This window comes from Marinomonas primoryensis (assembly GCF_013372285.1).
Lineage (GTDB): Bacteria > Pseudomonadota > Gammaproteobacteria > Pseudomonadales > Marinomonadaceae > Marinomonas > Marinomonas primoryensis.
In genome coordinates this window covers 1,744,073-1,769,945 of sequence record NZ_CP054301.1, presented here as the reverse complement: position 1 = coordinate 1,769,945, position 25,873 = coordinate 1,744,073, and the positions used below count along the sequence as shown (strand labels likewise).

Sequence of the window (25,873 nt, the reverse complement as noted above, 5' to 3'; positions counted from 1 at the left end):
AAATTAAAAGGTGGTGCTTACAGAAGCAGAGATAAAGTCTCGATCTTTTTGCGACTGCTTGTACGTTGCGTTATTTGAACTGTCATTGAATAGGCCTTCATCGCCTAAATATTTGATATAGCTCAAAGAGGCATTCCAACGATTTAAATACACAGCATTAACGCCGACGTTAATATCACCACCATCATCAACACCAAATGACGAACCTAACGCCGAAGACTTACCCCAAGTATGACCAATGCCAATAGAAGGACTTAGATCAACCCCATCGAAAGCTTGGCGATACATCGGCGAATAAACCATTTTTACGCCAACTGCAGATTTGTCAGCGTTGGGGTTTAATTTGTTTTCATTTTGAGTGGTTCTTACACGAGTGTTCCAAGCGACTTCACCAACAAAACTGGACTCTTTAGATAGGAAATTCGAACCCAAGCTTGCCAACCAAGAGAATTGAGCATGAGCTGTCTCCCCGATCGCATAACCAGGATTTTTATCGTTATCGTATTGCACACCTGACGTTGTTATCGATGTAGCAGCACTCGCTAGAGGTGCATTTACACGATATGAAATTTCACCGGCCAAGCTCCAAATCCCAACGGTTTTCGCCATACTGGCGCCATAAGCTTCAATGCCTTTGGCATAAGCCCATTTGTATTGGCTAGGGTGGAAAGAAGCATCCAAAATCGTGTACATACTACTTGGTGAACTAGAGTCAAAACGGATTGCGTACAAACCAAAGTCCGCATCAAGGTCATAGTCACTCCATTTAAGTTGTAGACCGTATTGACCAGAGTCAGAACCTTCATCATCAGAGGTGTGTGTTGCTGTGTATGGGCCAGCAAGCAGTTTTTCACCGCCTAGTGTATCTCCAGTAGAAAGATAAGAGCCTGCTGGTAGGAAGCGAGATTTCTCCCACTCATAACCCACATAAGCCCCTAAGGAAGCCGTTTCAGAAATTGGAATATCGATCGAAACCTTGCCAGTTGGTCTCATTGTTTCTTTAAAAGTAGAGTTAGGTACAGAGGACAACTTCACCACATCAACTGGCCCTTGAGCGCCAGCAATACCGTTCGCACCAAAAAACAAACTTTCGCCCCACAGCAAACTATGGCGGCCAACACGAATGGTGCCCTCCATTCCATTCATCACAGGGAATCGGGAATAAACAAAAGCATCAAGGATTTCGGCATCTCCCCCCATGGTTTTTTTGGTGGTGTCTGAGAATTCACTGACAGGGCTATGGTTTGAGCTTGTGCTGGTATTGTCCGTATCTTGATGATAAACATCGTCATACCAGGCAGCACCACTTACACGAACCCCAGCATTTTTATAAGACAGGTCAAATTCGGAAAATAGATCTAAACGACTTGAAACCAACCCTTTATCGAAGTTGTTATCACCATCGTTATAATTAGTCGCTCCACTACCTTCAGTTAAACCTGAAGAGGCATCCTTGGTACGAAAAGCGGTACTGTATTTTACGGTATTACCTAGACTGAGCCTTAGATCAGAATTATCTGTTTCTATTTCAAACCCATAGGCAGTAGAAGTGCTAGAAACAATGGCAATAGCCAATGCTTTTAGCCGAAATGGCGTCGAGTTAATTATTTTCACTTGTTCTTCCTCTCAAATTTTATTTTTATGTTTTAAGAACAAGCTAAATGTAAATCACCATAACCTTTCGGAAAAATCCTTTAAACAGAATCAATCATTCGACGCCATCGAATGATCAAGAAGACAATAACCAATAAAAACATCATTAAAGAAATTCAACATAAATGTGTAATCAAAGACGGTTGATTATTTTCATTTATCTACTCGAACTACGAATTTAATTTTCACGTGAAAAATGAATCTAGTGCAAACCACCACAACCATTCGAAAAAAACCTTCTATTAGATAAAACCATTCGATATGATCGAAAGATCATAAAAACAAGAAATCATGAGAATATCTATGCGATTTAAAAAACTCGACCTCAATCTATTGGTAGCATTAGACACTCTACTCACCGAACAAAGCATCACCAAAGGCGCAGAAAAGCTCAACATGAGTCCCTCAGCCTTAAGTAACTCCTTGTCCAGATTACGAGATTATTTTGAAGATGACCTGCTAACACAAATTGGTCGAAGAATGGTCATTACTCCCTTAGGAGAAAGCCTAAAAGTCAGTGTTCGTAACGCCTTAAACAACATCGAAAGCACAATTCTTGTACAACCTAGTTTTGAGCCTCAAACAACGGATCGGATCTTTAGCATTTTCTGCTCAGATTACACACAAACAGTACTTGTGCCTCATGCGTTAGAAATAGTAGGTAAACAAAAAAGTACAGCTCGCTTTCAGCTCTTAGCTCAAGTAGCAAACAACCCACATGAGCAACTCGAACAAGGCAAAGCCGATTTACTTATCATTCCATCCGACTTTATGTCTACTGAACATCCCTGCGACATACTCTATGAAGAAGAATTTGTCTGTGTCGTCTGGAAGCACAGCAAGATTGCGTCAGGAGAATTGACTGCAGAAAAATACGCAGCAGCAGGCCACGTCCTAATGCGACCAGAGGCAACCAAAAAAGATTTTTTTGGTACCTTATTCGCACAAAAATACGGTATTAAACGACACGTAATCGCCACTACCTTCAGCTTTGCTTCTCTACCAGCCTTGGTGATAGGTTCAGAAAATATCGCTACTATCCACGCGAGATTAGCGACAAAAATGGCCAAAGTATGGCCACTCAAAATACTGCCTTTGCCTTTTGATATTCCGCCAATGAAGCAATGCGTACAGTGGCATCAGTACAGAAATAATGATGAAGGGCTTATTTGGTTACGAAATACATTAAAAGAAGCGGCGATCAACATGGATGTAGAATAAACGAAGCTCTGCCATTCGAAAGAGTTCGTCTTTAGAAAGGTTCTATTCACTATTCGCATAGAGTACTAAACAGCAGTGCGTTTCATTTTATTCTAGATAGGGAGTAAAACATGCGTTTTGCTCCCTATCTAGACTATTAGATACTTTTCATAGTTTTATTCATGATAAATGCCATAATCTCAAACCGTTCACTCAGTTATCAATAATAGCAACAGCGCGAGTCCAGCCAGCGGAACCACCACGCACTTTATGAGGAAAACAGGATACGGTATAACCAAAAGCAGGCAAAGCTTCGAGGTTATGCAGTTTTTCCAAATGACAATAGCCTATGTCTCTACCAGCTTTGTGCCCTTCCCAGATAAGAGAGTTATCACCGGTTTCCGCAACTCGTTTAGCCGTATGGCTAAAAGGTGCATCCCAAGACCAAGCATCAGTACCAGTGACTCGTACACCGCGCTCTAATAAATACATAGTGGCTTCATAGCCCATGCCACAACCGATATTACAAAAATCGGGATCTCCTACTGCACTTCCTGCTGCAGTATTGATCAATACGATGTCCATAGGTTGCAGCTCATATCCAATGCGCTTCAGTTCCGCCTCGACATCAGCAGCGGTTACTACATAACCGTTTTCAAAATGACGAAAATCCAGTTTTACTCCAGGACGAAAGCACCAATCCAATGGTACTTCATCAATGGTAATCGCCCTTTCACCGTTGTTCATTGTAGGATGAAAGTGCCATGGAGCATCCAAATGTGTGCCATTATGTGTCGTGAGCTTCACTGTTTCGGCAGCAGCAAACCCGTGACCACCAGGAAACTCATCTGCCGCCACACCAGGAAAAAAGTGATTCGCTTCAGGAACTGTTTCCGCGTGCGTCTGATATGTGATCTCTGGGCGCATAAACGGTGGATCAGTAATAACATCGTTTTCAAGATAAATAGATAGATCAATAAATTGACGTGACATAGCTCTCTTACCCCTTTTTTCCACCCAATGTTTTAGCGAACCAATCTGCAATATAATCGCAGCCAAAACTCATATTATCTGCGCCAACATGCTCGACGCCGCCTTCACGCTCAGTAAAAATTTTAAATTCACGATTTGGTGAATTGACGAGCTGGTCGTAACTTTGATAAGCGTAATCAAGGTTGATCTGGCGATCTTTTTCACCATGGGTAACTAGGAAAGGAACCTTTATTTTTTCCATAACGCCATTCAGAGTCATACCTTCCGCTTTGGCAAAAAAATCTTCCATATTCGTCGCGCCAAATACCCACATAACATGTGCCCAGTAATGCGGAACAGGATTTTCACCCTCGCGCTTTAGACGTTTTTGCTGTACTTCTGCCCAGTTGTGGTTAGCTCCCCACACTGCACCCGCAGCAAATCTAGGTTCGAAAGCAACAGCTCGCGGCGCAAAATGACCACCTAGGGATATACCCGTCATGCCAATACGAGCTGTATCAACATCATTTTTCTGTTCTAACCAATCAATTGCCTTCGACGCCCAGACTTCGCTATTAGCCACAGCAGGCAGCCCATACGTACGCAAGGTTTCACCAGTACCTGGCTGATCAACACAAAGAGTTGATATACCTCGTTTAGCCAATGCTTGCGGTAGGTTTGACCAATACAGCATCTCTTTACAGCTATCCAAACCGTTACAATAAACCACGGTAGGGTGAGGTCCGTCTCCAGGAGCTCGAACATACAAAGCTGGCATCGTGCCGCCATTTCCCAGCGGAACCTCTACGTATTCGCAATTATCCTGACTAAGTAGAATACTTTTTCGAAAAGTAGACTGCGCCTTGTTCCATGTTGCCATGCGATTGGGGTGGCCTTGCCCCTGCATTCTTTCAGCAACCATGAGATACAGAGCGGCTCTTTTTAATTTACTACCCGCAGAAAAATAGCAACCTGCCGCCTCATCTTCATCGGCTAGACCAATAAGTTTGTCAGCCATTTTCACCCACTGCAGTAGAAACTCGTCAGTGCCTGCGTCATCACCATTCTCTGCGGCTTCGCGCAGTGGTTTACACATATCGATGATTTCGCCAATTCTAGCTCCGCTTTCTACTGCAATAGAAACAGATAAGTTCCATACATAATTTGGAAAATATTCAAATAACGCCATATGTTATACCTCTAATTGTTATTATAGTTCTGGATCAGTTTTTTAGCGGGGCGGAGTTGAGGCCTACTGATCCATAATTTTTTAGATGTTTATTAGACTGTGGAGATCTAATTTACATCGTCCACTTTTTCGACTTCAGCATTATATTCAAATACAAAACTGTTTAAGCTTATGAAATAACTAAAAGTATTATGCATACTTACTCAATAATTAAACTGGACTTTCTTCAAAATCAAATTCGTAAGCTGAGCTTATGCATTAATAAATTAATTTCAGCAAAATGGCGTTCAGTTGATTGTTTTCATTTGTTATTCCTCTTCAGTCTTATTTTCATACGTTAAATATAAATCACTGCGACCTTTCAGAAAAAACCTTTAAACAGAATCAACCATTCGATAAGATCGAAAGATCGAAAAAACAGAAAACTAATAATAATATTTGTACGGTTTAAGAACCTCAATCTATTGGTAACATTGGATACTCCGCTCACCGAACAAAGCATCACTAAAGGTGCAGAACAGCTCAACATTAGTCCTTCAGCTCTGAGTAATTCTCTATCCAGATTACGAGATTATTTTGAAGATGACCTGCTAATGCAAATAGGTCGAAGTGGTTTGGACCCACTTTAATAGACATCTCATAGCTATATAATAATAGGTAAAAATGAGGTGCATTATGAGTGGAAAACGTTATACCGATGAGTTCAAAATTGAAGCCGTTAAACAAGTCACTGAGCGGGGCTATAAGATTGCAGAAGTGGCTGAGCGACTTGGCGTTAGTTACAAAAGTATGCATGATTGGATTGCCCGATACAGCAAGCTTGGAGCGAGCAGAAAAGCGGAAGATTCAGCTCTGTCAGAGATCCAGCGACTCAAAGCTGAACTTAAACGGGTGACCGAAGAGAGGGACATTCTAAAGGAGGCCGCCGTGTACTTTGCCGGGGAGTCAAAGAAAAGTACACGTTCATAAAATCACGGCTCCACGACTATTCTATTGTTGTCTTGTGTCGAACACTGCAAGTCCATAGGAGCGGTTTTTATGCTTGGTTAAGTTGTCCAAAAAGTCGACGAGAACAAGAAGATGACGAACTTGCCATCGCCATTAAAGCACACTGGCTTGGGAGTGGTTGTGTTTACGGCTACAGCAACATCACCAAAGGCCTAACAGGAGAAGGCTGGCTTTACGTGACCGTCGTTGTTGATCTATTTTCTAGATTGATCGTAGGGTGGTCGATGAAATCAAGGGCGACAGCAGGATCAGATATTGATGCTTTACTCATGGCTATTTGGCGACGACGCCCCACAAAAAGAGTACTGGTACACTCAGATCAAGGCACTCAATATACCTCGAAAGATTGGCAAACCTTTTTAAAAGATAATAATCTGGAAGCCAGTATGAGTCGTCTTGGTAACCGCCATGATAACGCTGTTGCGGAAAGCTTTTTCTCGTTATTAAAAAAAGAAAGAGTTCGGAATCGGACCTATTAAACAAGAAGTGATGCTCGTTCAGAAATTTTTGATTACATCGAGTGTTTCTATAATCCAAAGCGTCATCATGGATCAAATAATGAATTATCGCCACTGCAATATGAGAAGCGATATTCTACGGAGCTAGAAACTGCCTAGGAAACAGGGTCCATACCAAGTCAGTTAGTTATGCAGATAAAGTAAAATACACTTTAGATACATTAAAGTCACTTGGCAACAAATCTGGTCACAGAAAATTTGTGACAAAAAATATCGAGTTTAGCCTATTAACTAAATCGACCGAAGGTCAAAAAATGAAGAAATACGAGTGTCTGAAGAAATTTTAATAAATGGATAAAAAATGGAATATTCAAGATGGTCACAAATTCGCCACATGATAAATTAAGAGACTGAGAATAATTCAACATTACAATTGAGAAAAGGAAATAAATAATGACTAGGACAGTCATATGCATCAAGGTTTACTAGAGGAATTTCATATGAAAAAATCAAACATATGAGTGGTGGGTGTGGAGAGGTTCGAACTCCCGACATTCGCCTTGTAAGGGCGACGCTCTCCCAACTGAGCTACACACCCGCTTGTAAAGCGTTAACTCTTTGCCATTGACCACATCACTGTAAAAGCAACATGAAATGGCGGAATGGACGGGACTCGAACCCGCGACCCCCTGCGTGACAGGCAGGTATTCTAACCAACTGAACTACCACTCCAACACGATCTAGTTCTTTTGCTTGTTTGACCAAGCCCACTGACTAGTTAGTGGTGGGTGTGAAGAATTCGCATTATAAGGGCGACGCTCTCCCAACTGAGCTACACACCCGCTTGTAAAGCGTTAACTCTTTGCCATTGACCACATTACTCTAAAAGTAACATGAATGGCGGAATGGACGGGACTCGAACCCGCGACCCCCTGCGTGACAGGCAGGTATTCTAACCAACTGAACTACCACTCCAACACGATCTAGTTCTTTTGCTTGTTTGACCAAGCCCACTGTCTAGTTAGTGGTGGGTGTGGAGAGGTTCGAACTCCCGACATTCGCCTTGTAAGGGCGACGCTCTCCCAACTGAGCTACACACCCGCTTGTAAAAACGGTAACGCTTTGCCATTGAGCACATCACTATAAAAGCAACATGAAATGGCGGAATGGACGGGACTCGAACCCGCGACCCCCTGCGTGACAGGCAGGTATTCTAACCAACTGAACTACCACTCCAACACAGTCTAGTTCTTTTTTGCTTGTTTGACCAAGCCCACTGTCTAGTTAATGGTGGGTGTGGAGAGGTTCGAACTCCCGACATTCGCCTTGTAAGGGCGACGCTCTCCCAACTGAGCTACACACCCGCTTGTAAAGAGCGTTAACTCTTTGCCATTGACCACATTACTCTAAAGTAACATGAATGGCGGAATGGACGGGACTCGAACCCGCGACCCCCTGCGTGACAGGCAGGTATTCTAACCAACTGAACTACCACTCCAACACGATCTAGTTCTTTTGCTTGTTTGACCAAGCCCACTGTCTAGTTAGTGGTGGGTGTGGAAGGTTCGAACTCCCGACATTCAACATTCGCCTTGTAAGGGCGAAGAATCAAAAGAACTTTAACTTACCTCAACCTACATTGCAGAGCATTCTAACCTAATCACCATTAAAATCAATAACTTGTTGATAATTTTATTGGCTCTTAATGATTCAGCTAATGTAACTAATGAGCATTTAGTTCCAACTTTTTAAAAAAAGTTGTCACAATGTATCATTACCTACTCATTTTATTTACCAACAAACAATGAGCTTCGCTCTTCAACGGGCGCAAATAATACAACAATAATTTTTTATGTCTAGCTTTCATTCTACTTTTAAAAAAAAGATTTTAGAAAGTTCATTTTCTTTTGGTAAAACGGATCAAGCCTTGGCTTCCAACTAGTCCAAGAAATTTTTTAAGCTCAGTTTAATTCGACTGTAGTTACAGGCTTTGGTGTGGTGAATTGATAAAATACGGCTAACGCCATGATGGAACGGGAACACATCGCCTAGCCGACTAATGGCAGTAAAGTATGAAGAGACGGTCTAGATTTATTGAGCATGTTGAATCCGGAAGAAATCGCAAAATTTGGCCTTGGTACATCTCTTTTACGAAGCACCTCAGTATTTAAATTCATATTGAAAAAAAGAAGCGCATACCATCCATAAAAAATGATTAATTACTCTACAAATACTCCAATTATATGCAATTATATTTTTTTATATAATTCGCAATTTCCTATTAGAGGCGCAGCAACAATCACACTGCTTTGCTTCTCATGAATCACTTCTAGCATTAATTCGTTTCATGTTATTTTTGACATAGCAAGTTGCCTTGGAACCAGCTCCACCAAATCTACGTTTTGGCTACAAAACTACTTAAGCTTTAAAGAATAGCTCAGCAAACCAAAAAACATTAAAAAATTCACTTTCGACTAACGCCTGAATCTCAGAAAATTCTCAGCTACACTAGATGCCGACAATCGTTGATATTTTAAGGTAGTACATTATGACCTCAATAAAGTTTTCAAACATATTTGAAGTGGTGGCTGCGAACGAGGAGGAAGCACTGAGTCTAAAGGCCCAAGCAGAATTAATTGGTGTGATTCGTGATTTGGCTGCTAAAAATGGTTGGTTACATATCGAGGTCTGTGCTGAAGGAAACAGTATTATGATTAAGCAGGTGAAAAGCCAAGTAAATCGCAATCGACTAAGTGAAGCTGAATTACTTGAAGGACTAGATTTTCATACAGCTCACGCAGATGAACTGTTTCTCAATGTGGATGACGAGCTCGCTGAAGCTCTAATAGATCAACTCAATGAATTAGAGCTGCCTTTTATTGTTCGATCTCATAAAGTCTCGCAAGAAACGTACGGGAAGTGGAATCAACCGTTCCGAATAAAAGCGGACCCTGACTTTATGACAGACCGAAAAGATATCGTTGAAGATGCTGGACGATTTGGCCCTGATTAATAGAGCTTTTGTCTAGTTAACATCTAAGATCTAAATATCAACCCCGCTTCAATTAATCCTAGCAACCATAGGCAAATGAAATGTTAGTTACAAACGAAATAACACAAATGGCCAAAGCTATATTAACCCAGTTGCCAATTCTGAATGGTATAGCGAACTCTGATGAGCACCAACAAGCCCTTATACTCTTAGAAAACTTGATAGAGAACTATGATGAAAACCTTATCATTATTGAAGCTTTGAGCAATGTCATTGCACGATATGAGGATGAGTCAGCTGAGTTTGATGCTTTCAATAAACGACAGATAGCTATAAATCCAGAGACTGCAATGCTAAAAGTCTTGATAGATCAGGTCCTAAACAATACAAATCAGGTCTGAGTTCGTTACAAGCAAAAAATCCGACGTACCATTGCGAAACATGTCGACCCTAAATAACACAACATAACCGCATTAGTCTCGACTTGATCTGACAATTCTACTTAAAATGTAGAGAGTTACCCGTTTTGATAAAGGTGTCGAATCTTCAATCAAAACAAACAAACAAACAAACAAACAAAAGGTAACCCTCTATGTTGCATGCTAACAATTCCATCATTAAACACAAAGCAGGTTTGCTCAATCTTACAGAAGAGCTCACTTAAGACGGTAACCTTGATGCGTTAATCAATCGATCTAGACGCACACCCAATATCAAAAACAGAGTTGATGACGCAACGAAAAACGCAGTCATTGACTATGCTATTGCTGAACCGGCGCATGGACAACATCGCACTAGCAATGAGCTTCGTAAAAAAGGTGTCTTCGTATCCGGCAGTGGCGTTCGCTCGATCTGGCTGCAACACGGTTTAGAAAACTTCAAAAAGCGCCTCAAAGCCTTAGAACAAAAAGTAGCCGAAGATGGCATCGTATTGACGGACGCTCAAGTAGCGGCTCTTGAAAAAAGAAAGACGATGACGAAGCGTGTGGCGAGATAGAAAACGCCCACCCAGGCTATCTGGGCTCTCAAGACACTTTTATGTCGGTAATCTCAAAGGGGTTAGCAGGATTTACCAGCAGACCTTTGTTGATACTTACAGTAAAGTAGCCTTTGCAAAGCTCTACACAACCAAAACGCCCATTACGGCCGCAGACATTTTGAATGACAGAGTATTGCCGTATTTTGAGCGCAATGACTTGCCTATGCCTCGCATCTTAACGGATCGTGGAACCGAATATTGCGACAGAGTAGAGCAACATGATTATCAGCTTTATCTTGCGATCAACGACATAGATCATACGAAGACAAAAGCCATGTCGCCACAAACCAATGGCATCTGTGAGATATTCCATAAAACGATACTGAATGAGTTTTATCAAGTGACGTTTCGTAAGAAACTTTACGATAGTCTAGAGGCTCTGCAAAAAGATCTGGACGAATGGATGGTCTATTACAATAATGACCGAACTCATCAGGGAAAAATGTGTTGTGGAAGGACGCCACTGGACACATTACTTGATGGAAAAGCGGTCTGGGCTGAAAAGAATTTAACCCAGATCTAAACTGACAGACATCGGCTCAAAATGAGGTAACTGTCAGATCAGGTCTGAGCTAGTACAACGCCGCCGACTCTGATACACCAAGACAAGTCACACGCATAACAAACACCAAGATGCTGTATGGATATACAGTATAGTTTTAAGCAGCACGAATGACCAAGTGAATTTTTGTAAGAGGGAAGATTTCCAATGTCTTTGAAAAGTTGAAGCTGAATCTCTGGATTAACAATTAACATATCAAGCAAAGCATCGTTTTTATACCAAAAAATTCACATAAAAACCAAGCCCTATACCCGTCGTACAGCTTATTTGAGATGGTGGCGTTCATATTAAAACAAAAAGTGATCACCAAAGACCGTATCCGTTTACCCAGCACAGTTCCTTGTAATCTAGCACTATAAACCTGGGTTAGATTCTACTGATTATCTTGTACGGCAACAGGGATATACTCCGCCAAATCACTCAGTGTGCAGTCAAAATAAGCACAAAGCTTATCCAAGTTATCAGTTACCGTACTGTAGCCTTTCTGATTAGCCATTTTAGATAATGTAATACGGTTAATTCCTGTCTTCTCAGACACCTCAACCATTGTTATACGCCTGTCTTCTTGAAAAGACTTTTCTGCTAAAAGCTCTTTTAATTTAAATCTCAACATTCTTCACACCATACAAATGTATAAATATATTTACATTAATATATTGACAGGGACTTTAACGTCTATTAGGATAAATTCAAATGCTTATATATATTAACATTTTAATTCATTTGACATACTAAAGGATCAATATATGAACACGTACCTTAGCACAGAACAACTGTCAGAGAGAATCCAATACACGTCTCGTACCATCCGAAATGAGCTTGTGGACTCTTGCCTGTATGAAGGACGTCATTACATCCGTCCATTCAATCGACGCAAGATTCTATTTATTTGGGAGAATATAGAGGCAGACATGTTGCTCCAAGATGACTCTTTAGCTTTAGCGTTCACAGAGGAGGTTTAAATATGGCTAGTGTCAGTATCCGAAAAGAAACCAACACCCTGTATCTAGATTTTCGCTACATGGGTAAACGCTGTCGTGAGCAAACAACCTTAAAGCCAACTTCAGCGAATCGAAAAAAATTAGAACGAGTACTTGTTCAAATTGAGTCAGAAATAATAGCTGGTACTTTTCGTTATAAATCGCATTTCCCAGACAGTAAGTCTGTAGAGCAATTTGCCAATTTAGAATTGCAATTACATCAGCCAGATGAATGGAAAAGGCAAGAAGAGCATATTGAAGTGCCAACTTTTGCAGAATTCGTCGCAGGCTGGATAGAGCGTAATAAAGTTGCTTGGCGCCGCTCTCACATCGTTAATATCGAAAGCATTGTGTCCAAACACTACTTACCATTTTTTGGAAAGGTAAAAGTCGACGACATCACCCGTAATGACATCTTAAAATTTCGCACCGTACTCGCCAAAGTCCCAGGTCGAAATGGCAAAGAAAGCCTAGCAAACACACGAATCAATAAAGTAATAACCCCATTGAAACGTATTTTCGAGGACGCCGCCGATGAATATAACTTTACCACGCCATACATCCGTATCAAACCACTTAAAAGCCCAAAAACAGATGCAAATCCCTTTACCATCGAAGAAGTAAATTTGATCCTCGATACCATGCGCATAGATTATCGTGATTACTTCCTAATTCGATTTTTTACAGGTATGCGCACTGGGGAAATTGATGGACTGAAATGGAAGTATGTAGATTTTAATCATAAGGTAATCAAAATTCGCGAGACAATCGTTGCAGGTGAGGAAGACATAACCAAAACAGAGTCCTCCGTGCGTGATATTCATATGAGCACGCCAGTTTATAACGCTTTGATGCGTCAGAAAAAGCACTCAGAGCATTTTGGCAAATTCGTATTTTGCAACCGTCATGGTGATGCAATTAAGCATAACAATGTGACTCAGCGTATCTGGTATCCCCTTCTCAAACGCCTAGGATTAGAAAAACGACGCCCTTATCAAACCCGCCACACGGCTGCAACTTTGTGGCTGGCTTCTGGCGAATCACCTGAATGGATTGCTCGTCAAATGGGCCATGCCAACACCTCGATGCTTTTTCGAGTGTATTCTCGCTATGTCCCTAACCTAACAAGAATGGATGGCTCAGCAATCGAAAAACTATTACAAAATAAGTTGGGGGTAAAATATGCATAGCTTATATGCTCAGCCAAATTTGTCAGAGGCTACAACCAGCAAACGTTTTAAAGGCTGCTATCTACTAGAATCCGTGAAAGTAAAAATCACAGACACTGGATGGCCAATACGCGTTGCCACCATAAAAGACGTGCAAGATCAAAACTCATTAGAGCTTCGGTTACTCGGCGATGATTTTTTAGCTATCAACGTGTTTATTAGTGACTATATTCAGCTAGAAGCAGCAGTTAAACGTTACAGAAATGGGCTTGTTTACTATTTAGCTTGGTATGAACCGGTTACAGGCTTTTTAATGAAGCCAAATACTCATGGCAAAGACATCGTCAATCAGACTGATAAAAAAGCATGTTTACAGATACTAAGACAGCGAATCCTGTTTTTCTCATCAAAAACAGAGCAGTCTTTATGTTTTAGCATACTCAAAAACTTTAGCCATGACTTTTCACTCTATGCGTTACAGAGCCTTTGCCAGCAACTGTCTAACTTAAACGACAACCGACTGATCGTTGAGCTTGTTTACCAAGTTGAAAAACAGAGCGATGAAATTGGTTATATTGGAAAGCTCTTAGATCAATTGCTCAACAAGCAGCCCTATCATATTTTGAACTCATCGGTATAACGTTCTCCACTCATAATTCACCTCATTTTTACCTATTATTATATAGCTATGAGATGTCTATAAAATTGGGTTCATACCACATTTAAGTCGCACTGGATACATATTAATTACTTTGTTAAAGTAGTGAGTGTATTAGTCCTAACGAGCTTTTTAGGGCTACTGGTCGCTTGTGGAGATTACGGGCAAGAAGATAGCACTGGACATAGCCATAGTCAAAACTGATGGTCCACCCAAGCCCTATTATCAATATTTGGATAGTTTGTTGAATGCAAAAACACACAATTATACTAGCTCTACTGTCTGCGGCTCTATTTGGAGCCGCAACCCCAGCCAGTAAATGGCTTTTAGCTGGATTAACGCCATTTCAATTGGCTGGCTTTTTATATCTAGGGGCCGCGCTTGCGGTTGCTCCCGCCTTTTTCAGCAAAGAGACATTATCCCTCCCTCCAATTAGCGATAAAGCTAATCTATTAAGGTTGCTTGGTGCAGTGGTTTTTGGCGGGATTTTGGGCCCGGTTCTATTATTGTTTGGATTAAGCCTTGCAGAAGCAGGGTCAGTTTCTCTATGGCTCAACCTTGAGCTTGCAGCAACAGCTGTCATCGGCGTGCTATTCTTTCGTGATAATTTGAGTGTTAACGGGTGGATCGGTGTGCTGGCAGCAATGCTGGCAGCATCACTCCTCTCTTGGTCACAGGGCAGCGCGAGTATTGCTGCCGGAGCTTTGGTTCTTCTTGCCTGCATTTGTTGGGGGCTAGATAACCACCTTACCGCACTGATTGATGGGATATCTCCCAGCCAAAGTACTTTTTGGAAAGGTTTAATAGCAGGAAGTGTCAATCTATCGATAGGTATTGCACTGGATCCGCTTAGCCTTGATACAAAAACAATCGTGGGTGCCTTATTGGTTGGAGCCATGTCATATGGTGCTAGCATTGTATTATATATACGAGCAGCACAGGGAATGGGCGCGACACGTGCACAAGTGATTTTTTCGAGTGCACCATTCTTTGGTGTCGCATTGTCAGTTTTGTATTTAGGTGAATCAATATCAGAAGTTCATCTGCTAGCCGCCGCAATATTTATTGCCGCTATTACCCTCCTATTAAGAGATAGACACTCTCATACTCATATGCATAAAAAAATGAGTCATAACCACACGCACCGACATGATGATAGTCACCATAACCATAACCACCCAGATATGTCTCCTTCAATTCGACATACACACCACCATACACATTCACATGTAGAGCACAAACATCCCCATTGGCCGGATCTTCATCACCGTCACTCCCATAAAGACGATGATAAATAGCCATCCATGGGTAAGTTTCAAACAGCTGGTTTATGATCATTCACTATAAAATACTTCTTGCAATTCTCATCATGCTACTTACATTGACAGGCATACCTGCGGTCAGTGAAGCTTCTTCCCATGGTCTTGCTGAACTAACTGGTGACACATCAGAAGAACATACGCATCATGATGCTAGCAATCACAGTCACGAGTCTGTAGATTGCCCAGTAATTCAGCATATTGTTGACCGCATGTTGTTAGCTCATCAAACTACCTCACCGGCTAGCGACTCCCCTCGTAGTTTTCGCTACCGCATTGATCGACCACCTAAATAGTTTTACAAATCAAATCTTGCAATAAAGCTTTAACGCAGCTTTTTTAACCAATTTTTTTGGAGTTTTTCATGTCGTCAATTTTATTTGATATCCATGTACGTGCAGCCGCTGTTAGTCGCCGCCTATTCTGGATATTTCTAACATTCGCTCTACTCTGTACAAGCGTCGATGCGTTCGCTCATGCAGTCGCAGAGGGTGATAAAGGATATATACAGGAAATTACCGGAGTAAACCTCATTGCTTTCATGTACCTAGGTGCCAAGCATATGGTTACCGGTTATGATCACCTATTATTCCTTCTTGGAGTTGTTTTTTTCCTCTACCGTATGAAGCACATCGCCATCTATGTAAGCTTATTTGCGCTGGGACATTCCAGCACAATGATATTAGGTGTGTTTTTCAATATAGGCATTAACAGCTACATTATTGATGCCATCATCGGACTTTCCATAGTATACAAAGCGTTAGATAACCTTGGAGCCTACCAACGCTGGTTTGGTGTTCAACCTAATACTAAAGGAGCCACCTTAATCTTTGGATTTTTCCACGGCTTTGGCCTTGCTTCGAAAATCATAGAATACGACATATCTAAAGATGGACTAATTCCAAACCTAATTGCATTCAATGTCGGCGTTGAAATAGGTCAGTTAATGGCTCTCGCTATGATTTTAATTGCTATAAGTTTCTGGCGTATGACTAACGGATTCTTCCGTCATGCCTATACTGCCAATGTTGTCATGATGGGGGCAGGATTTCTGCTCATCGGCTATCAACTTACTGGCTATTTTATTGCTTAATTTTGGAGAGTTTTTATGTATAACAACGATATTCCCTCACGCAGTGAGTTACCCAGTTCAGCAAAACTAATTCGTTCGACTATAATTTCCGCTATAGTCGCACTGGTATTGCTTGTCACTATAGTAATGCCAGCAGAGTATGCAATAGACCCCACTGGAATAGGTCGCCTTCTAGGATTAAATCAGATGGGTGAAATAAAAGAGCAACTTGCTGACGAGGCTATTGCTGACGCCGCGGCGCAGTTAACTACGATGAGCTCACCGGCTAAGGAACGCTCCCGAGAGCCTTTAAATCAAATCGAATCAGCTGTCGTTAAGCCTGCTTTAGCAGCTCCAATACAACCTATATGGGAGGATGAAGTGCGAGTGGTTCTTTCTCCAGGCGAAGGAACTGAGTTCAAACTCACTATGAATATGGGTGAAACTGCTAACTTTCATTGGGTAACCGATGGTGGCTCGGTCAACTTTGATACCCACGGTGATGGCGGTGGAAAATCTATTTCCTACGAGAAGGGGCGCGGAGTCACGGAAGATGAAGGAGAATTAACGGCAGCATTCACTGGAAATCATGGTTGGTTCTTCCGTAACCGAAACAATAATGACATTACGCTAGTGCTCCGCACTCGAGGAAATTATAGAGAATTGAAACGAGCAATCTGATGTAGTTGATCTTAAAATCATTATTAATCGGGCAAGTCTAACTCGCTCAGTTTGTACTAGCTCAGACCTGATCTGACAGTTACCTCATTTTCAACCGATGTCTGTCAGTTTAGATCTGGGTTAAATTCTTTTCAGCCCAGACCGCTTTTCCATCAAGTAATGTGTCCACTGGCGTCCTTCCACAACACATTTTTCCCTGATGAGTTCGGTCATTATTGTAATAGACCATCCATTCGTCCAGATCTTTTTGCAGAGCCTCTAAACTATCATAGAGTTTCTTACGAAACGCCACCTGATATAACTCATTCAGTATCATTTTATGGAAGCGTTCACAGATACCATTGGTTTGTGGCGACATGGCTTTTGTCTTGGTGTGATCAATGTCGTTGATCGCAAGATTGGACTTCCCAGACTTTACAAAACAAAAATTGACATGAAAACCTACCTAAATCGAGGCTTTCATAAACTTCAAGTATATCGTCACCATTGGTTTCATCATTCCATTTATTCATAGACTAAAAAATGCTTCCTTATATTTCCACACTTGTAGATATCGAAAAAAGAAACTCTTAAGTTGTCTTATATATAAATAGCAACTAATATGTCTCTATAAATTAAAAAGCAACTTATTAGTTTCCTTATGATAAATCTACTACAGCAAATTAAAAACCGCCGTTTAGCACTGAAACTCAAGCAGAATGAAATGCCAATGCGTATTGGTATTTCAAGGCAGCAGTACCAACGGCTTGAAGCAAAAGGCAATCCAAGACTCGATACTCTTGAACTGATTGCCAAGGGTCTCAATAGCGACGTAATGCTGATTCCAAAAGAAAAGCTGAATGCTGTTTTAGCTGTTCTTGAAAGTGATGGTAACAACACATCTTTACCGCACAAACAGCCTGATCATTCTGATGAACAAAAAAAACTATCGGATGATCCATGGAAAGGGCTATTAGGGGATGGAGATGAAGATGACAACGGAAATTAATGTTCTTAAGTTGACGTTACATGGCCATCTAGTGGGGTATTTGGCGGGTACAAAAAATGGACGTAATGTTCTTCATTTTGCTGAAAGCTATCAATCTAATATCGCACGCCCTACTTTTAGCTTAACCACCCACCCAAATTTTCCACGCGCCAATAAAATGCTATCTGAGCCATGGGCTACAAACCAACGCCTGCACCCTATTTTGTCTAATCTATTGCCTGAAGGTTCATTACGAGAACTAATCGCTCAAGGACTCAAAACTCATGTTGATAATGAGTTCCATATTTTGTCTTATCTGGGTATGGATTTACCGGGTGCATTAGTCGCTGAACCGATGGAGCCAGAAGATGTTCCTGTACATTTATTCTCATCTCATGGCCAAGTAAAAGCGGTTAAATTTGACAAACTTAGCCAAGAGAACAAGTTCTCCTTGGCTGGTGTTCAAATGAAGTTTTCCATGAAGGAAGAAGACGGACGATACAACTTGTCGAAAGACAATGTGCTTGGCGATTGGATTGTGAAAACACCTTCAACTAAACACAAGGAAGTGCCTGCTAATGAATTCACAGCCATGACTCTCGCTTCCCTCATTGGCGTAGATATTCCTGAAATAAAATTGGTCGAGATAGACCAATTAGACAACCTTCCTCAAATCAATCTTCCTGATGAAAAATTGGCCTTCGCTATAAAGCGGTTTGACCGACATGACGATCAACGCATTCATATGGAAGACTTTGCTCAAGTTCTTGTGAAGTACCCACATGAAAAATACAGTTCAGGCAACTACGAACAAATAGCAAAAATCCTGTATCAGTTTTCTGGTGATGGTCTAAATGACGCCCAACAACTTGCCCGTCGTTTACTTGCCAACATCCTATTAGCAAACGGCGACGCCCATTTGAAAAACTGGAGCTTACTGTATTCAGACCAAATCACACCCAGACTTTCGCCTGCTTACGACATAGTCACCACCAGTGTTTATATTGAAAACGAACAACACTTTGCCCTTAATCTCGCAAAGACGAAGGCTTGGTATGATGTCTCATATAAACACTTTGAACATTGGGCTACTAAATCAGATATTCCATGGCGAGCGATCAAACCGCATCTGGACGATGTGATGGAAAAAGCCAGAACCCTTTGGCCGAACGCGCTAAAAGACCTACCAATGAATGAAGATCACAAACAACAGCTAAGAGCCCATTGGCAAAGGCTTCATGAGGATTTTCGGATTTAATACTGTCTAGTAAAGTCTGGAAAGTCCAGGTGCCGATTTATCTCTTTTAAGACACAGCTATGCCACACATATATTCTTACGTTGGTATGCGATGAGATACCCTGATGTCATTAATGAGCTAAGAGATCGAAATGAATGGTTCTACTCAAATGAAGCAATGGCTTACAGCGCCATATTTTTCGTCATGGAAGCTCGGTCAATCATTCAAAAGAGACTGACATGGTTCATCTTATGAAATCGATGGGGCATAGATTTGTCGACACTTTTTTGCTGTCTATTGCCATTCTTATTTTGTTGTCTATAACCATGCCCAGAAGAAATATATGGCACAACGTGGATGGGAAAATTTGCCGGTGAGTACTGGTTTCATTCAGGCCAATATTCCTAAAATGAAGTCCAGAACAACGATTTCTCAGATAAAAGAAAAAAATTTAGTTGGAGTATTGAAGTTCTTTCAATCTAAAGAAATCTAATGGTATTGAGGTGGATAGACTACCCAGGTTTGATCTGTACTAGCTCAGACCTGATCTTACTATGTTTACCGAAGCCTTGAATATTCATGCAAAAGGGCTTGTTTAAAAATCAAACAAGCCCTTTGTAAGGTTAAAACACTCTACTTCTAAAATAGAGCATTACATTATTAAAATTATCCATTGAGTTGTCTAATAGTAAGCTTTCCTTAGCCGATTTCCCTTCAAATATTGGATGATTTATAGGTCTTTTAAAAAAATCAAAAATTGCACCAGAAGGCGCACTCATAGCAATACTCTCATGGGTCTTCAACAGCAGAATCAACCTATCGATCACATCTTGATTTAGTTCAAACTGCTGTTTATCCTTTGCCATTCCCTTCCACTCATGCCATGAAGATAAAGGAATGCAACCCAAAAGTTGACACACCTCTTCATCTGATAAGGCCCATTTTTCATCTGATGCTTGATCAGCCAACCAGCTAATACAAAACGTGATCGCTTTTAAATACTGTGCGGTTTCATTAGTCATATTTTCAACCTCATTACACATTCGTTTTTAATAAATAGTCCTGTTTAAATTATCTCAATAAGATAATGCGACCCATTTTTAATGCCTTTTACGCATTGTATTGAGCCGCTTTTGACCTTCAAATGGCTTGAACTTAATAAAACAGACAGCTCACCGCTCGCATCACAAATTTTAATGGGAGTTGTTTCGTTCAAAGCACTATTATCCAATCCCTCAAGGCGATAACTCCCAATAAAAGCATTGTAAGACGGGATACTTTTCACGGATGGGTATAAACCAATTACATTATTAAGTTGTGGTGGTTTGAAAAAGGCCTTATTACCGTGTATCTCTAAATTCAGCCTCCCAAGAAGAAAGCTGAGCCCTATCATCTCCTCATGTTCGTTCAAGCTGTTTATTTGCGTAGAGACCCAAGAACTAAAAGCCAATTCATCAACAACGCCCAAACCTGTGCCAAACTTTTCAACAACCTTTTTTAGTTCATCGTCATTCAATGAGTGCAACAGGTCGAACATAACATCTTGGACTGAACGGTGGATCAAAGGTAATTCACTAACAATACTGCTCATAGCGCCTCTCCACTTACTTCAAAACCACTGGACATCAAAAGTGTTTCAAACGCAGAACCATCACGACGAGTCAGGTTAGGCACATAACGTGAGTACACGGTAAATAACATTTGGGTGGTTGTATGGCCCATTTGTCTTGCGATCCACTCAGGGTTCTCCCCTGCTGCTAACCATAATGTCGCGGCGGTATGTCTTGTTTGATAAGGTTTTCTACTTTTGATGCCAATTTTTTCAAGTGTTGAATACCAAATGCGCTGAGTAACATTTTGGTGTTCATAGCTGCCACCAGCACGATTACAAAACACGAATTTAGAATGCCCAAATGATACTTTCTTTTGTTCTAATAATGCCTCATACACAGGTGGAGACATCTCAACTTCACGACGTGATTCAAGTGTCTTAGTCGTATCAATACGTCCCTGCACGACGGTTTCTCTCACCAAAATCTGTCGATTTTCAAAATCAACGTACTGCCATTGCAGTCCATCTATTTCCTCAGTACGTAAACCCGTAAAAAAGCGCACAATGTAGTAATTTCGAAAATCTGAGCGTACATAACGGATAATCTTCTTCACTTCATCCAGCGTAAAAGGCTCAATATCCACTCTAGGCACTTTTAGGGGTTTTAATCCAATAGCAGGCGACGTAAACTCATATCGGTCGGCGGCATCATCTAAAATCATTCTTAGTGGCGTCATAATGTGGTTAATCCTATCGTTAGAAAGCTCACTGTCCCCTGTTTCGTGACTCACTTTGGCGAGGGATGCACGAAATTTCAGGATCATGGCTTTGGTTATGTTGCCGACTCTTTCTTCCCCAAAATACGGGACGAGACGGGTATCTAAAGTTCCTTTGATAGAAGTCCGGTAAGACCGTTTCCATCGTAAAATATTCTCTTCAAGCCACTCTTGTGAGAACTCAGAAAACAACGGCGTATCCGGTCGTTTTTGAACCTCAGTGACAACATGCTGAACTACCTCCTTTTTTACTTTCGGTACTTTTTTACTGCCCGGAAAGAACTTCTCATAATCGAACTCTCCAGTTTTCAATGCTAATTCAATCTTCTTAACCGCTGCTTCCATACGCTTCATATTGGCAGGCGTATTTTCTAACTTGGTGTATTCTTTAAAACGCTTCCCCTCATAACGAAAGTTGAAATACAACTTTCCATCTTGCCGAACTCCTATACTAGCCACGGTAAACACCTCCTGAGGCCATTGGGATCAAATCATCCACTTCATTTTCTCTTGCACTTGTCATCATCTGCTCTTCGATTGCCTCCCATAAATAAAGAACCTTTCTTGCGTTGAAAGGGCGAATATAGTGCTTGCCTTCAATAAAACGTTATCTCTAAGAACGTCATTGATGTACTTAGGATGGTATTTAATGCGGTTTCCTAACTCTTGTGCTGTAAGGCATGTAGACATATTTCTCCCAGTGAATTTTATTGCTTATGAGGAAACTATATAGCAAATAAGTTTCCTGACAAGCACTTTTTAAACTTTTTTGCTTTTTAAACAACTTAAACGGTATTATTGCTGAAAATTAAAGAGACTATGCTGATGCTAAGATTCAGGCTGAAAGAGCTAATTCAGGATAAATCCTTCAAAGAAGGTAGAAGAGTGACACTAGGGGAAGTTTCAGAGGCTACAGGCATCCATAAGACTACCTTGTCACGGTTGCAAAACCCAACAGGCTACAACACGACAACAGAGACGATAAATTTACTTTGTAAGTATTTTCAGTGTGAAGTTGGGGATTTGGTTGTATATATTAATGATTAGAATTGATTAATATATACAACCAAATATATCGAGATAAATTACTAGCGTTGCCCACCAGTAATCATTTCAAACACTAACTTACCGAATCTAGCCGATTTGGCAGGGTCTGATAGTAGTTGTATCATTTGGTTCTGGTGTGCAGAACCACTACTCATAATCGCGTCGTCCATGGCTCGAGAGAAGTCGCCTAACATAGCCTGCTCTGCGCTATTTTCATTAATTTGTCTCATCACCAATTCGTTTTCCATCACCTTATCTTTTACCGTATTGGCATAATTCACCATGTCCGCATCTGTCAGTTCATCGGTGATAAACAGTTCATTTAAGCGAGTGATGATTTGTGATAAAAACTCTTCTTTTGGATCTTTGGCTTTTGCCGTGCCCATAGAATCGCCTGGCTCTAGCTCATAACCTGCCGCATCTTCTTTCAGTTGAATATCTTGTTGGCGTATTTTTGATAATCGGTAATGGCTAAGCACAACATGCTTTAAGTCGATTTGATCTTCTTCAACGGCCGCCTCACGCAGCATGGGACGTAAATTGCGGGCGTATAAGCTCAGCTTTTCTAAACCCTTATCATCGTAATCGACAATCTGAGACATGAATTCATAGAAGCGAACAAAGGTGCCTAAGTCCTTTTTAAAGATTTCTAGGGCATCTTTTTCTTGCTTGCAGTCTTTAAAGGTATTCTCTGCATTTGCCATGAGCACCGCGTCACCTGTTTTCTTGGTGCGCTCAAACATGTCTTTTGCTTTTTTGTATTCGTCTAATGCCGATTTGTATTTAAGCGTCCAGCGCTCAACCGCTGGCTTACAGATATTCGCAATGGCGGCGTTACTTTTAGATTTTACGTAAAAGGCATCACAGAACTGATCAACTTCACGCGTAGTGAAGATGCCCGCTGCTCGTAGCTTTTCAGACAACTCAAAAATCAAGTTAGGATCAGAGACATCCGCTAATTCAGCGGTTTGATAATAAGGTTGGAACGCACTCAAAATATCATCAGGCTCATTAAAGAAGTCGAGTACAAATGTTCCTGTCTCTGCTTTGCTAGGAAAGATACGGTTTAAACGAGATAGCGTTTGTACGCATTCCACGCCACCCAGCTTTTTATCCACATACATGGCACAAAGCTTAGGTTGATCAAAACCTGTTTGAAATTTATTGGCAACGATCATGACTTGGTAATCATCACTATCAAAGGCTTTACGCATGTCTCGGCCTTTAAGACCTGGGTTCATATTACTCTCTGTAAACTTTTCACCAATCAGCGCAGTACTGTTTGGATCTGCTTCCGTGAATTCCACCTCGCTAGAAAACGCCACCATAGCCTGCAGCTGGCTATAGCCTTTTTCGCCCTTCTTGGAGGTAATGTACTTATCGAAGCCTAGCTTATAGCGTACGGCTTCTTTACGAGAGCTAGTAACCACCATCGCCTTAGCTTGGCCGCCTAATAACCCCATCACATTGTCTTTAAAATGCTCAACAATAACCTGAACCTTTTGGCTAATGTTGTAATCGTGCAAACGCACCCACTGGTTCAGTTTTACCTTGGCTTTTTTACTTTCAACTTCTTGATCGCTACCTTCTATCTTCATGGCAAGGTTATAAGCCACCTTATAGTTGGTATAGTTTTTTAGCACATCAAGAATAAAACCTTCTTCAATTGCCTGGCGCATGCTGTACACATGATAAGCCTTGGGCAGGTTGTCAGTTTTATTCGCGGGTTCGTCAGGCTTAGGTAGGCGCCCAAATAGCTGTAGTGTTTTATCTTTAGGGGTCGCTGTAAAAGCAAGATAACTTAAGTTTTTAGAGGCTCTACGTGACGCCACCGCAGCGTCCAAAATATCGTCGGTAGTTAATTCTTCATCCTCCGCCTTACCTGAAGCATTACCATCAATCATCAGTACTTCTTTTAGCTGACGAGCGGTGCTGCCTGTTTGCGAGCTGTGGGCTTCATCGGCAATAACCACGTAGTTGCGCTCTTTCAAGTTGACGTTGTTTTCTATCGCCTTTAGAACAAACGGGAAGGTTTGAATGGTCACAATAATAATAGGCTGCGAATCCATTAAGGCATTCGCCAACTTCTCTGATTTAGAACCATCCCCTTCATTGCGATTAATACGGCCAACCAAACCATCGACGGCGGTAAACTGAGAAATGGTTTCTTGCAATTGATCGTCCAGCACCGTTCTGTCGGTTACGACAATGACTGAATCAAACAACTTTTTGCCTTCTGAAGTATGAATCGCCGATAACTGGTGCGCCGACCACGCAATGGAATTCGACTTACCCGAACCCGCACTGTGCTGAATCAAATACTTTTGCCCTGGGCCTTCTTCTTTGGCCGCATTTACCAGTTTATTCACCACATCCCACTGGTGGTAGCGTGGAAAAATTAGTGTTTCTTTCTTGTATTTACGGCCTTCCCAGTCTTCTTTGTCTTCAATTTCTAAATGCACAAAGCGGGCAAGAATATTCAGTAGATTGTCTGGCTGTAATACTTCATTCCACAAATAATCGGTCGCGTACTGGTTAACATCTTCAGGAACGTCATTACCTGCACCGCCTTCTTTGGTGCCTTTGTTAAAGGGTAAAAAGAAGGTGTCGTTACCGTCTAAACGAGTCGCCATATACACTTCGTATTGGCTAACCGCAAAATGCACTAAGGCACCGCGCTTAAACGTTAATAGCGGCTCTGGCTTTTTGGTTTCAGGGTCTATTGGGGGGCGAGTCGTCTTATACTGGGTAATCGCATTTTGAACGGCTTGTTTGAATTCAGATTTCAGTTCTAAGGTTGCAACAGGCAAACCATTTACAAACAACACCAAATCAATACGCCATGCCTTGGCTTTTTTACCTGTCGCTGCCAGTTCTTCTTCTGTTGCCCAAGGCGAATACACCAACTCAGGCACAACGCGTAAACGGTTTTGCTTGTAACGTACTAGCGTATCTGGGTTTAAGTCATGCTCGGGTTTAAACTGGCACAAGTTAAAGCGCGTGCCTCGATCCCGTAACTCATGGCGCAGCACCCCTAATGTTCCGAAAGTACGCATAGTACGGTGAGAGGCGTTATTGTCATCACTAGAAAGCGCTTTGTTTAGCTGTGAAGCCACACGCTCTAAGAATTTACGCTCGGTATCATTAGGATAAAGCACACAGAACTTTTGCCATTGTTCCTCTTGGGTGTCTTTTACAAAACCCAATATATCTTCTTCGTACAGCGCCAGTTCACGGTTGTATTTTTTAGGATCACCCAACAACCAGCCATTGCTTAAAAGCTGTTGGATCATTTCATTTTGAAACGCGAACTCACTGGCGCTTGCCATACTAGAATTTCC

General features: G+C 41.4%; 22 protein-coding genes, 8 tRNA genes and 3 pseudogenes. 16 read left to right on the top strand and 17 right to left on the bottom strand.

What is annotated here, in order from left to right:
• Positions 1–3: 3 nt before the first annotated feature.
• Positions 4–1,614, bottom strand: a complete 1,611-nt coding sequence (locus tag MP3633_RS08095; protein ID WP_176335156.1) for a DUF1302 domain-containing protein — start codon at positions 1,612–1,614, stop codon at positions 4–6.
• A 342-nt stretch (positions 1,615–1,956) separates the two neighbouring features.
• Here MP3633_RS08095 and MP3633_RS08090 point away from each other — a divergent pair, with 342 nt between their 5' ends.
• On the top strand, positions 1,957–2,874 hold the full coding sequence (locus MP3633_RS08090; protein WP_176335155.1) for a LysR substrate-binding domain-containing protein: 918 nt from the start codon (positions 1,957–1,959) through the stop codon (positions 2,872–2,874).
• Positions 2,875–3,066: 192 nt separating this feature from the next.
• Here MP3633_RS08090 and MP3633_RS08085 read toward each other — a convergent pair whose 3' ends face one another.
• Together MP3633_RS08085 and MP3633_RS08080 are read right to left on the bottom strand one after the other, a co-directional pair.
• Positions 3,067–3,846: a cyclase family protein gene (locus tag MP3633_RS08085; RefSeq protein ID WP_100636386.1), complete on the bottom strand. Its 780-nt coding sequence runs from the start codon at positions 3,844–3,846 to the stop codon at positions 3,067–3,069.
• 7 nt (positions 3,847–3,853) lie between these two features.
• Entirely contained in the window at positions 3,854–5,014 is a 1,161-nt protein-coding gene (locus tag MP3633_RS08080) for an alpha/beta hydrolase family protein (protein ID WP_176335154.1), read from the bottom strand.
• A 464-nt stretch (positions 5,015–5,478) separates the two neighbouring features.
• Between MP3633_RS08080 and MP3633_RS08075 the strand changes: the two genes are divergently transcribed.
• Together MP3633_RS08075 and MP3633_RS08070 are read left to right on the top strand one after the other, a co-directional pair.
• Positions 5,479–5,643, top strand: coding sequence for a LysR family transcriptional regulator (locus MP3633_RS08075; RefSeq protein WP_280526407.1), 165 nt, complete (start codon positions 5,479–5,481; stop codon positions 5,641–5,643).
• Between the two features lie 46 nt (positions 5,644–5,689).
• A pseudogene (locus tag MP3633_RS08070) lies at positions 5,690–6,639 on the top strand (IS3 family transposase).
• A gap of 363 nt (positions 6,640–7,002) precedes the next feature.
• Here the strand turns inward: MP3633_RS08070 and MP3633_RS08065 are convergent.
• The 8 genes from MP3633_RS08065 to MP3633_RS08030 form a co-directional block, all read right to left on the bottom strand.
• Positions 7,003–7,078, bottom strand: a tRNA-Val gene (locus tag MP3633_RS08065).
• A 57-nt stretch (positions 7,079–7,135) separates the two neighbouring features.
• Positions 7,136–7,212: transfer RNA gene (locus MP3633_RS08060), tRNA-Asp, on the bottom strand.
• Between the two features lie 50 nt (positions 7,213–7,262).
• Positions 7,263–7,322 (bottom strand) — tRNA-Ile (locus MP3633_RS08055).
• Positions 7,323–7,378: 56 nt separating this feature from the next.
• A tRNA-Asp gene (locus MP3633_RS08050) sits at positions 7,379–7,455 on the bottom strand.
• A gap of 50 nt (positions 7,456–7,505) precedes the next feature.
• Positions 7,506–7,581: transfer RNA gene (locus tag MP3633_RS08045), tRNA-Val, on the bottom strand.
• A 58-nt stretch (positions 7,582–7,639) separates the two neighbouring features.
• A tRNA-Asp gene (locus tag MP3633_RS08040) sits at positions 7,640–7,716 on the bottom strand.
• Positions 7,717–7,768: 52 nt separating this feature from the next.
• Positions 7,769–7,844 (bottom strand) — tRNA-Val (locus MP3633_RS08035).
• 57 nt (positions 7,845–7,901) lie between these two features.
• Positions 7,902–7,978, bottom strand: a tRNA-Asp gene (locus tag MP3633_RS08030).
• 1,050 nt (positions 7,979–9,028) lie between these two features.
• Here MP3633_RS08030 and MP3633_RS08025 point away from each other — a divergent pair.
• The 3 genes and pseudogenes from MP3633_RS08025 to MP3633_RS08015 all read left to right on the top strand — a co-directional run bounded on the left by MP3633_RS08025 (position 9,029) and on the right by MP3633_RS08015 (position 11,034).
• Complete coding sequence (locus MP3633_RS08025; RefSeq protein ID WP_176335153.1) at positions 9,029–9,493, top strand: hypothetical protein; 465 nt, start codon at positions 9,029–9,031, stop codon at positions 9,491–9,493.
• Positions 9,494–9,573: 80 nt separating this feature from the next.
• Positions 9,574–9,873 (top strand): hypothetical protein, encoded by a 300-nt coding sequence (locus tag MP3633_RS08020; protein ID WP_176335152.1) that lies wholly within the window; start codon positions 9,574–9,576, stop codon positions 9,871–9,873.
• Between the two features lie 191 nt (positions 9,874–10,064).
• A pseudogene (locus tag MP3633_RS08015) lies at positions 10,065–11,034 on the top strand (IS481 family transposase).
• A 412-nt stretch (positions 11,035–11,446) separates the two neighbouring features.
• Here MP3633_RS08015 and MP3633_RS08010 read toward each other — a convergent pair.
• The gene (locus tag MP3633_RS08010) at positions 11,447–11,686 is read right to left on the bottom strand and encodes a helix-turn-helix domain-containing protein (protein WP_176335151.1); all 240 of its coding nucleotides are present in this window, start codon (positions 11,684–11,686) and stop codon (positions 11,447–11,449) included.
• 133 nt (positions 11,687–11,819) lie between these two features.
• Between MP3633_RS08010 and MP3633_RS08005 the strand changes: the two genes are divergently transcribed.
• The 7 genes from MP3633_RS08005 to MP3633_RS07975 all read left to right on the top strand — a co-directional run bounded on the left by MP3633_RS08005 (position 11,820) and on the right by MP3633_RS07975 (position 16,952).
• A complete protein-coding gene (locus tag MP3633_RS08005; RefSeq protein ID WP_176335150.1) occupies positions 11,820–12,035 on the top strand; it encodes a hypothetical protein in 216 nt (71 codons plus the stop codon).
• A gap of 2 nt (positions 12,036–12,037) precedes the next feature.
• Positions 12,038–13,243, top strand: coding sequence for an Arm DNA-binding domain-containing protein (locus MP3633_RS08000; protein WP_176335149.1), 1,206 nt, complete (start codon positions 12,038–12,040; stop codon positions 13,241–13,243).
• Complete coding sequence (locus MP3633_RS07995; protein WP_176335148.1) at positions 13,236–13,862, top strand: hypothetical protein; 627 nt, start codon at positions 13,236–13,238, stop codon at positions 13,860–13,862. Before MP3633_RS08000 ends, MP3633_RS07995 begins: the two co-directional genes overlap by 8 nt.
• 266 nt (positions 13,863–14,128) lie before the next feature.
• Positions 14,129–15,178 carry a DMT family transporter gene (locus MP3633_RS07990; RefSeq protein ID WP_176335147.1) on the top strand — a complete coding sequence of 350 codons (1,050 nt, stop codon included), beginning with the start codon at positions 14,129–14,131 and terminating at the stop codon, positions 15,176–15,178.
• 32 nt (positions 15,179–15,210) lie between these two features.
• Positions 15,211–15,495: a hypothetical protein gene (locus MP3633_RS07985; protein WP_176335146.1), complete on the top strand. Its 285-nt coding sequence runs from the start codon at positions 15,211–15,213 to the stop codon at positions 15,493–15,495.
• Positions 15,496–15,563: 68 nt separating this feature from the next.
• Positions 15,564–16,292, top strand: coding sequence for a HupE/UreJ family protein (locus tag MP3633_RS07980; protein WP_176335145.1), 729 nt, complete (start codon positions 15,564–15,566; stop codon positions 16,290–16,292).
• 108 nt (positions 16,293–16,400) lie between these two features.
• Positions 16,401–16,952 carry a transmembrane anchor protein gene (locus tag MP3633_RS07975; protein WP_244959909.1) on the top strand — a complete coding sequence of 184 codons (552 nt, stop codon included), beginning with the start codon at positions 16,401–16,403 and terminating at the stop codon, positions 16,950–16,952.
• A gap of 109 nt (positions 16,953–17,061) precedes the next feature.
• Here MP3633_RS07975 and MP3633_RS07970 read toward each other — a convergent pair.
• A pseudogene (locus MP3633_RS07970) lies at positions 17,062–17,349 on the bottom strand (integrase core domain-containing protein); the annotation flags it as partial.
• Positions 17,350–17,592: 243 nt separating this feature from the next.
• Between MP3633_RS07970 and MP3633_RS07965 the strand changes: the two are divergent.
• Complete coding sequence (locus tag MP3633_RS07965) at positions 17,593–17,940, top strand: helix-turn-helix transcriptional regulator (protein WP_176335143.1); 348 nt, start codon at positions 17,593–17,595, stop codon at positions 17,938–17,940.
• On the top strand, positions 17,924–19,177 hold the full coding sequence (locus MP3633_RS07960) for a type II toxin-antitoxin system HipA family toxin (protein WP_244959907.1): 1,254 nt from the start codon (positions 17,924–17,926) through the stop codon (positions 19,175–19,177). Before MP3633_RS07965 ends, MP3633_RS07960 begins: the two co-directional genes overlap by 17 nt.
• 603 nt (positions 19,178–19,780) lie before the next feature.
• On the opposite strand, the gene MP3633_RS07955 is transcribed toward MP3633_RS07960, so the two are convergent.
• Genes MP3633_RS07955 through MP3633_RS07945 form a run of 3 tightly spaced genes read right to left on the bottom strand, consistent with a single transcriptional unit; the run spans position 19,781 to position 21,944 of the window.
• Positions 19,781–20,179: a hypothetical protein gene (locus tag MP3633_RS07955; protein ID WP_176335141.1), complete on the bottom strand. Its 399-nt coding sequence runs from the start codon at positions 20,177–20,179 to the stop codon at positions 19,781–19,783.
• A gap of 44 nt (positions 20,180–20,223) precedes the next feature.
• Positions 20,224–20,748, bottom strand: coding sequence for a hypothetical protein (locus MP3633_RS07950; protein ID WP_176335140.1), 525 nt, complete (start codon positions 20,746–20,748; stop codon positions 20,224–20,226).
• On the bottom strand, positions 20,745–21,944 hold the full coding sequence (locus MP3633_RS07945; protein ID WP_176335139.1) for a site-specific integrase: 1,200 nt from the start codon (positions 21,942–21,944) through the stop codon (positions 20,745–20,747). Before MP3633_RS07945 ends, MP3633_RS07950 begins: the two co-directional genes overlap by 4 nt.
• 360 nt (positions 21,945–22,304) lie before the next feature.
• Between MP3633_RS07945 and MP3633_RS07940 the strand changes: the two genes are divergently transcribed.
• A complete protein-coding gene (locus MP3633_RS07940; protein ID WP_342356111.1) occupies positions 22,305–22,532 on the top strand; it encodes a helix-turn-helix domain-containing protein in 228 nt (75 codons plus the stop codon).
• Between the two features lie 41 nt (positions 22,533–22,573).
• Here MP3633_RS07940 and MP3633_RS07935 read toward each other — a convergent pair whose 3' ends face one another.
• Positions 22,574–25,861, bottom strand: a complete 3,288-nt coding sequence (locus MP3633_RS07935) for a type I restriction endonuclease subunit R (protein ID WP_176335138.1) — start codon at positions 25,859–25,861, stop codon at positions 22,574–22,576.
• Between the last annotated feature and the right edge of the window lie 12 nt (positions 25,862–25,873).

Bases quoted from the DNA above. Each gene is read 5' to 3' on its own strand.
- MP3633_RS08090 (WP_176335155.1), top strand. From the start codon at position 1,957: ATGCGATTTAAAAAACTCGACCTCAATCTATTGGTAGCATTAGACACT.
- MP3633_RS08085 (WP_100636386.1), bottom strand. From the start codon at position 3,846: ATGTCACGTCAATTTATTGATCTATCTATTTATCTTGAAAACGATGTT.
- MP3633_RS08080 (WP_176335154.1), bottom strand. From the start codon at position 5,014: ATGGCGTTATTTGAATATTTTCCAAATTATGTATGGAACTTATCTGTT.
- MP3633_RS08025 (WP_176335153.1), top strand. From the start codon at position 9,029: ATGACCTCAATAAAGTTTTCAAACATATTTGAAGTGGTGGCTGCGAAC.
- MP3633_RS08020 (WP_176335152.1), top strand. From the start codon at position 9,574: ATGTTAGTTACAAACGAAATAACACAAATGGCCAAAGCTATATTAACC.
- MP3633_RS08010 (WP_176335151.1), bottom strand. From the start codon at position 11,686: ATGTTGAGATTTAAATTAAAAGAGCTTTTAGCAGAAAAGTCTTTTCAA.
- MP3633_RS08005 (WP_176335150.1), top strand. From the start codon at position 11,820: ATGAACACGTACCTTAGCACAGAACAACTGTCAGAGAGAATCCAATAC.
- MP3633_RS08000 (WP_176335149.1), top strand. From the start codon at position 12,038: ATGGCTAGTGTCAGTATCCGAAAAGAAACCAACACCCTGTATCTAGAT.
- MP3633_RS07995 (WP_176335148.1), top strand. From the start codon at position 13,236: ATGCATAGCTTATATGCTCAGCCAAATTTGTCAGAGGCTACAACCAGC.
- MP3633_RS07990 (WP_176335147.1), top strand. From the start codon at position 14,129: ATGCAAAAACACACAATTATACTAGCTCTACTGTCTGCGGCTCTATTT.
- MP3633_RS07985 (WP_176335146.1), top strand. From the start codon at position 15,211: ATGATCATTCACTATAAAATACTTCTTGCAATTCTCATCATGCTACTT.
- MP3633_RS07980 (WP_176335145.1), top strand. From the start codon at position 15,564: ATGTCGTCAATTTTATTTGATATCCATGTACGTGCAGCCGCTGTTAGT.
- MP3633_RS07965 (WP_176335143.1), top strand. From the start codon at position 17,593: ATGATAAATCTACTACAGCAAATTAAAAACCGCCGTTTAGCACTGAAA.
- MP3633_RS07960 (WP_244959907.1), top strand. From the start codon at position 17,924: ATGACAACGGAAATTAATGTTCTTAAGTTGACGTTACATGGCCATCTA.
- MP3633_RS07955 (WP_176335141.1), bottom strand. From the start codon at position 20,179: ATGACTAATGAAACCGCACAGTATTTAAAAGCGATCACGTTTTGTATT.
- MP3633_RS07950 (WP_176335140.1), bottom strand. From the start codon at position 20,748: ATGAGCAGTATTGTTAGTGAATTACCTTTGATCCACCGTTCAGTCCAA.
- MP3633_RS07940 (WP_342356111.1), top strand. From the start codon at position 22,305: ATGCTGATGCTAAGATTCAGGCTGAAAGAGCTAATTCAGGATAAATCC.
- MP3633_RS07935 (WP_176335138.1), bottom strand. From the start codon at position 25,861: ATGGCAAGCGCCAGTGAGTTCGCGTTTCAAAATGAAATGATCCAACAG.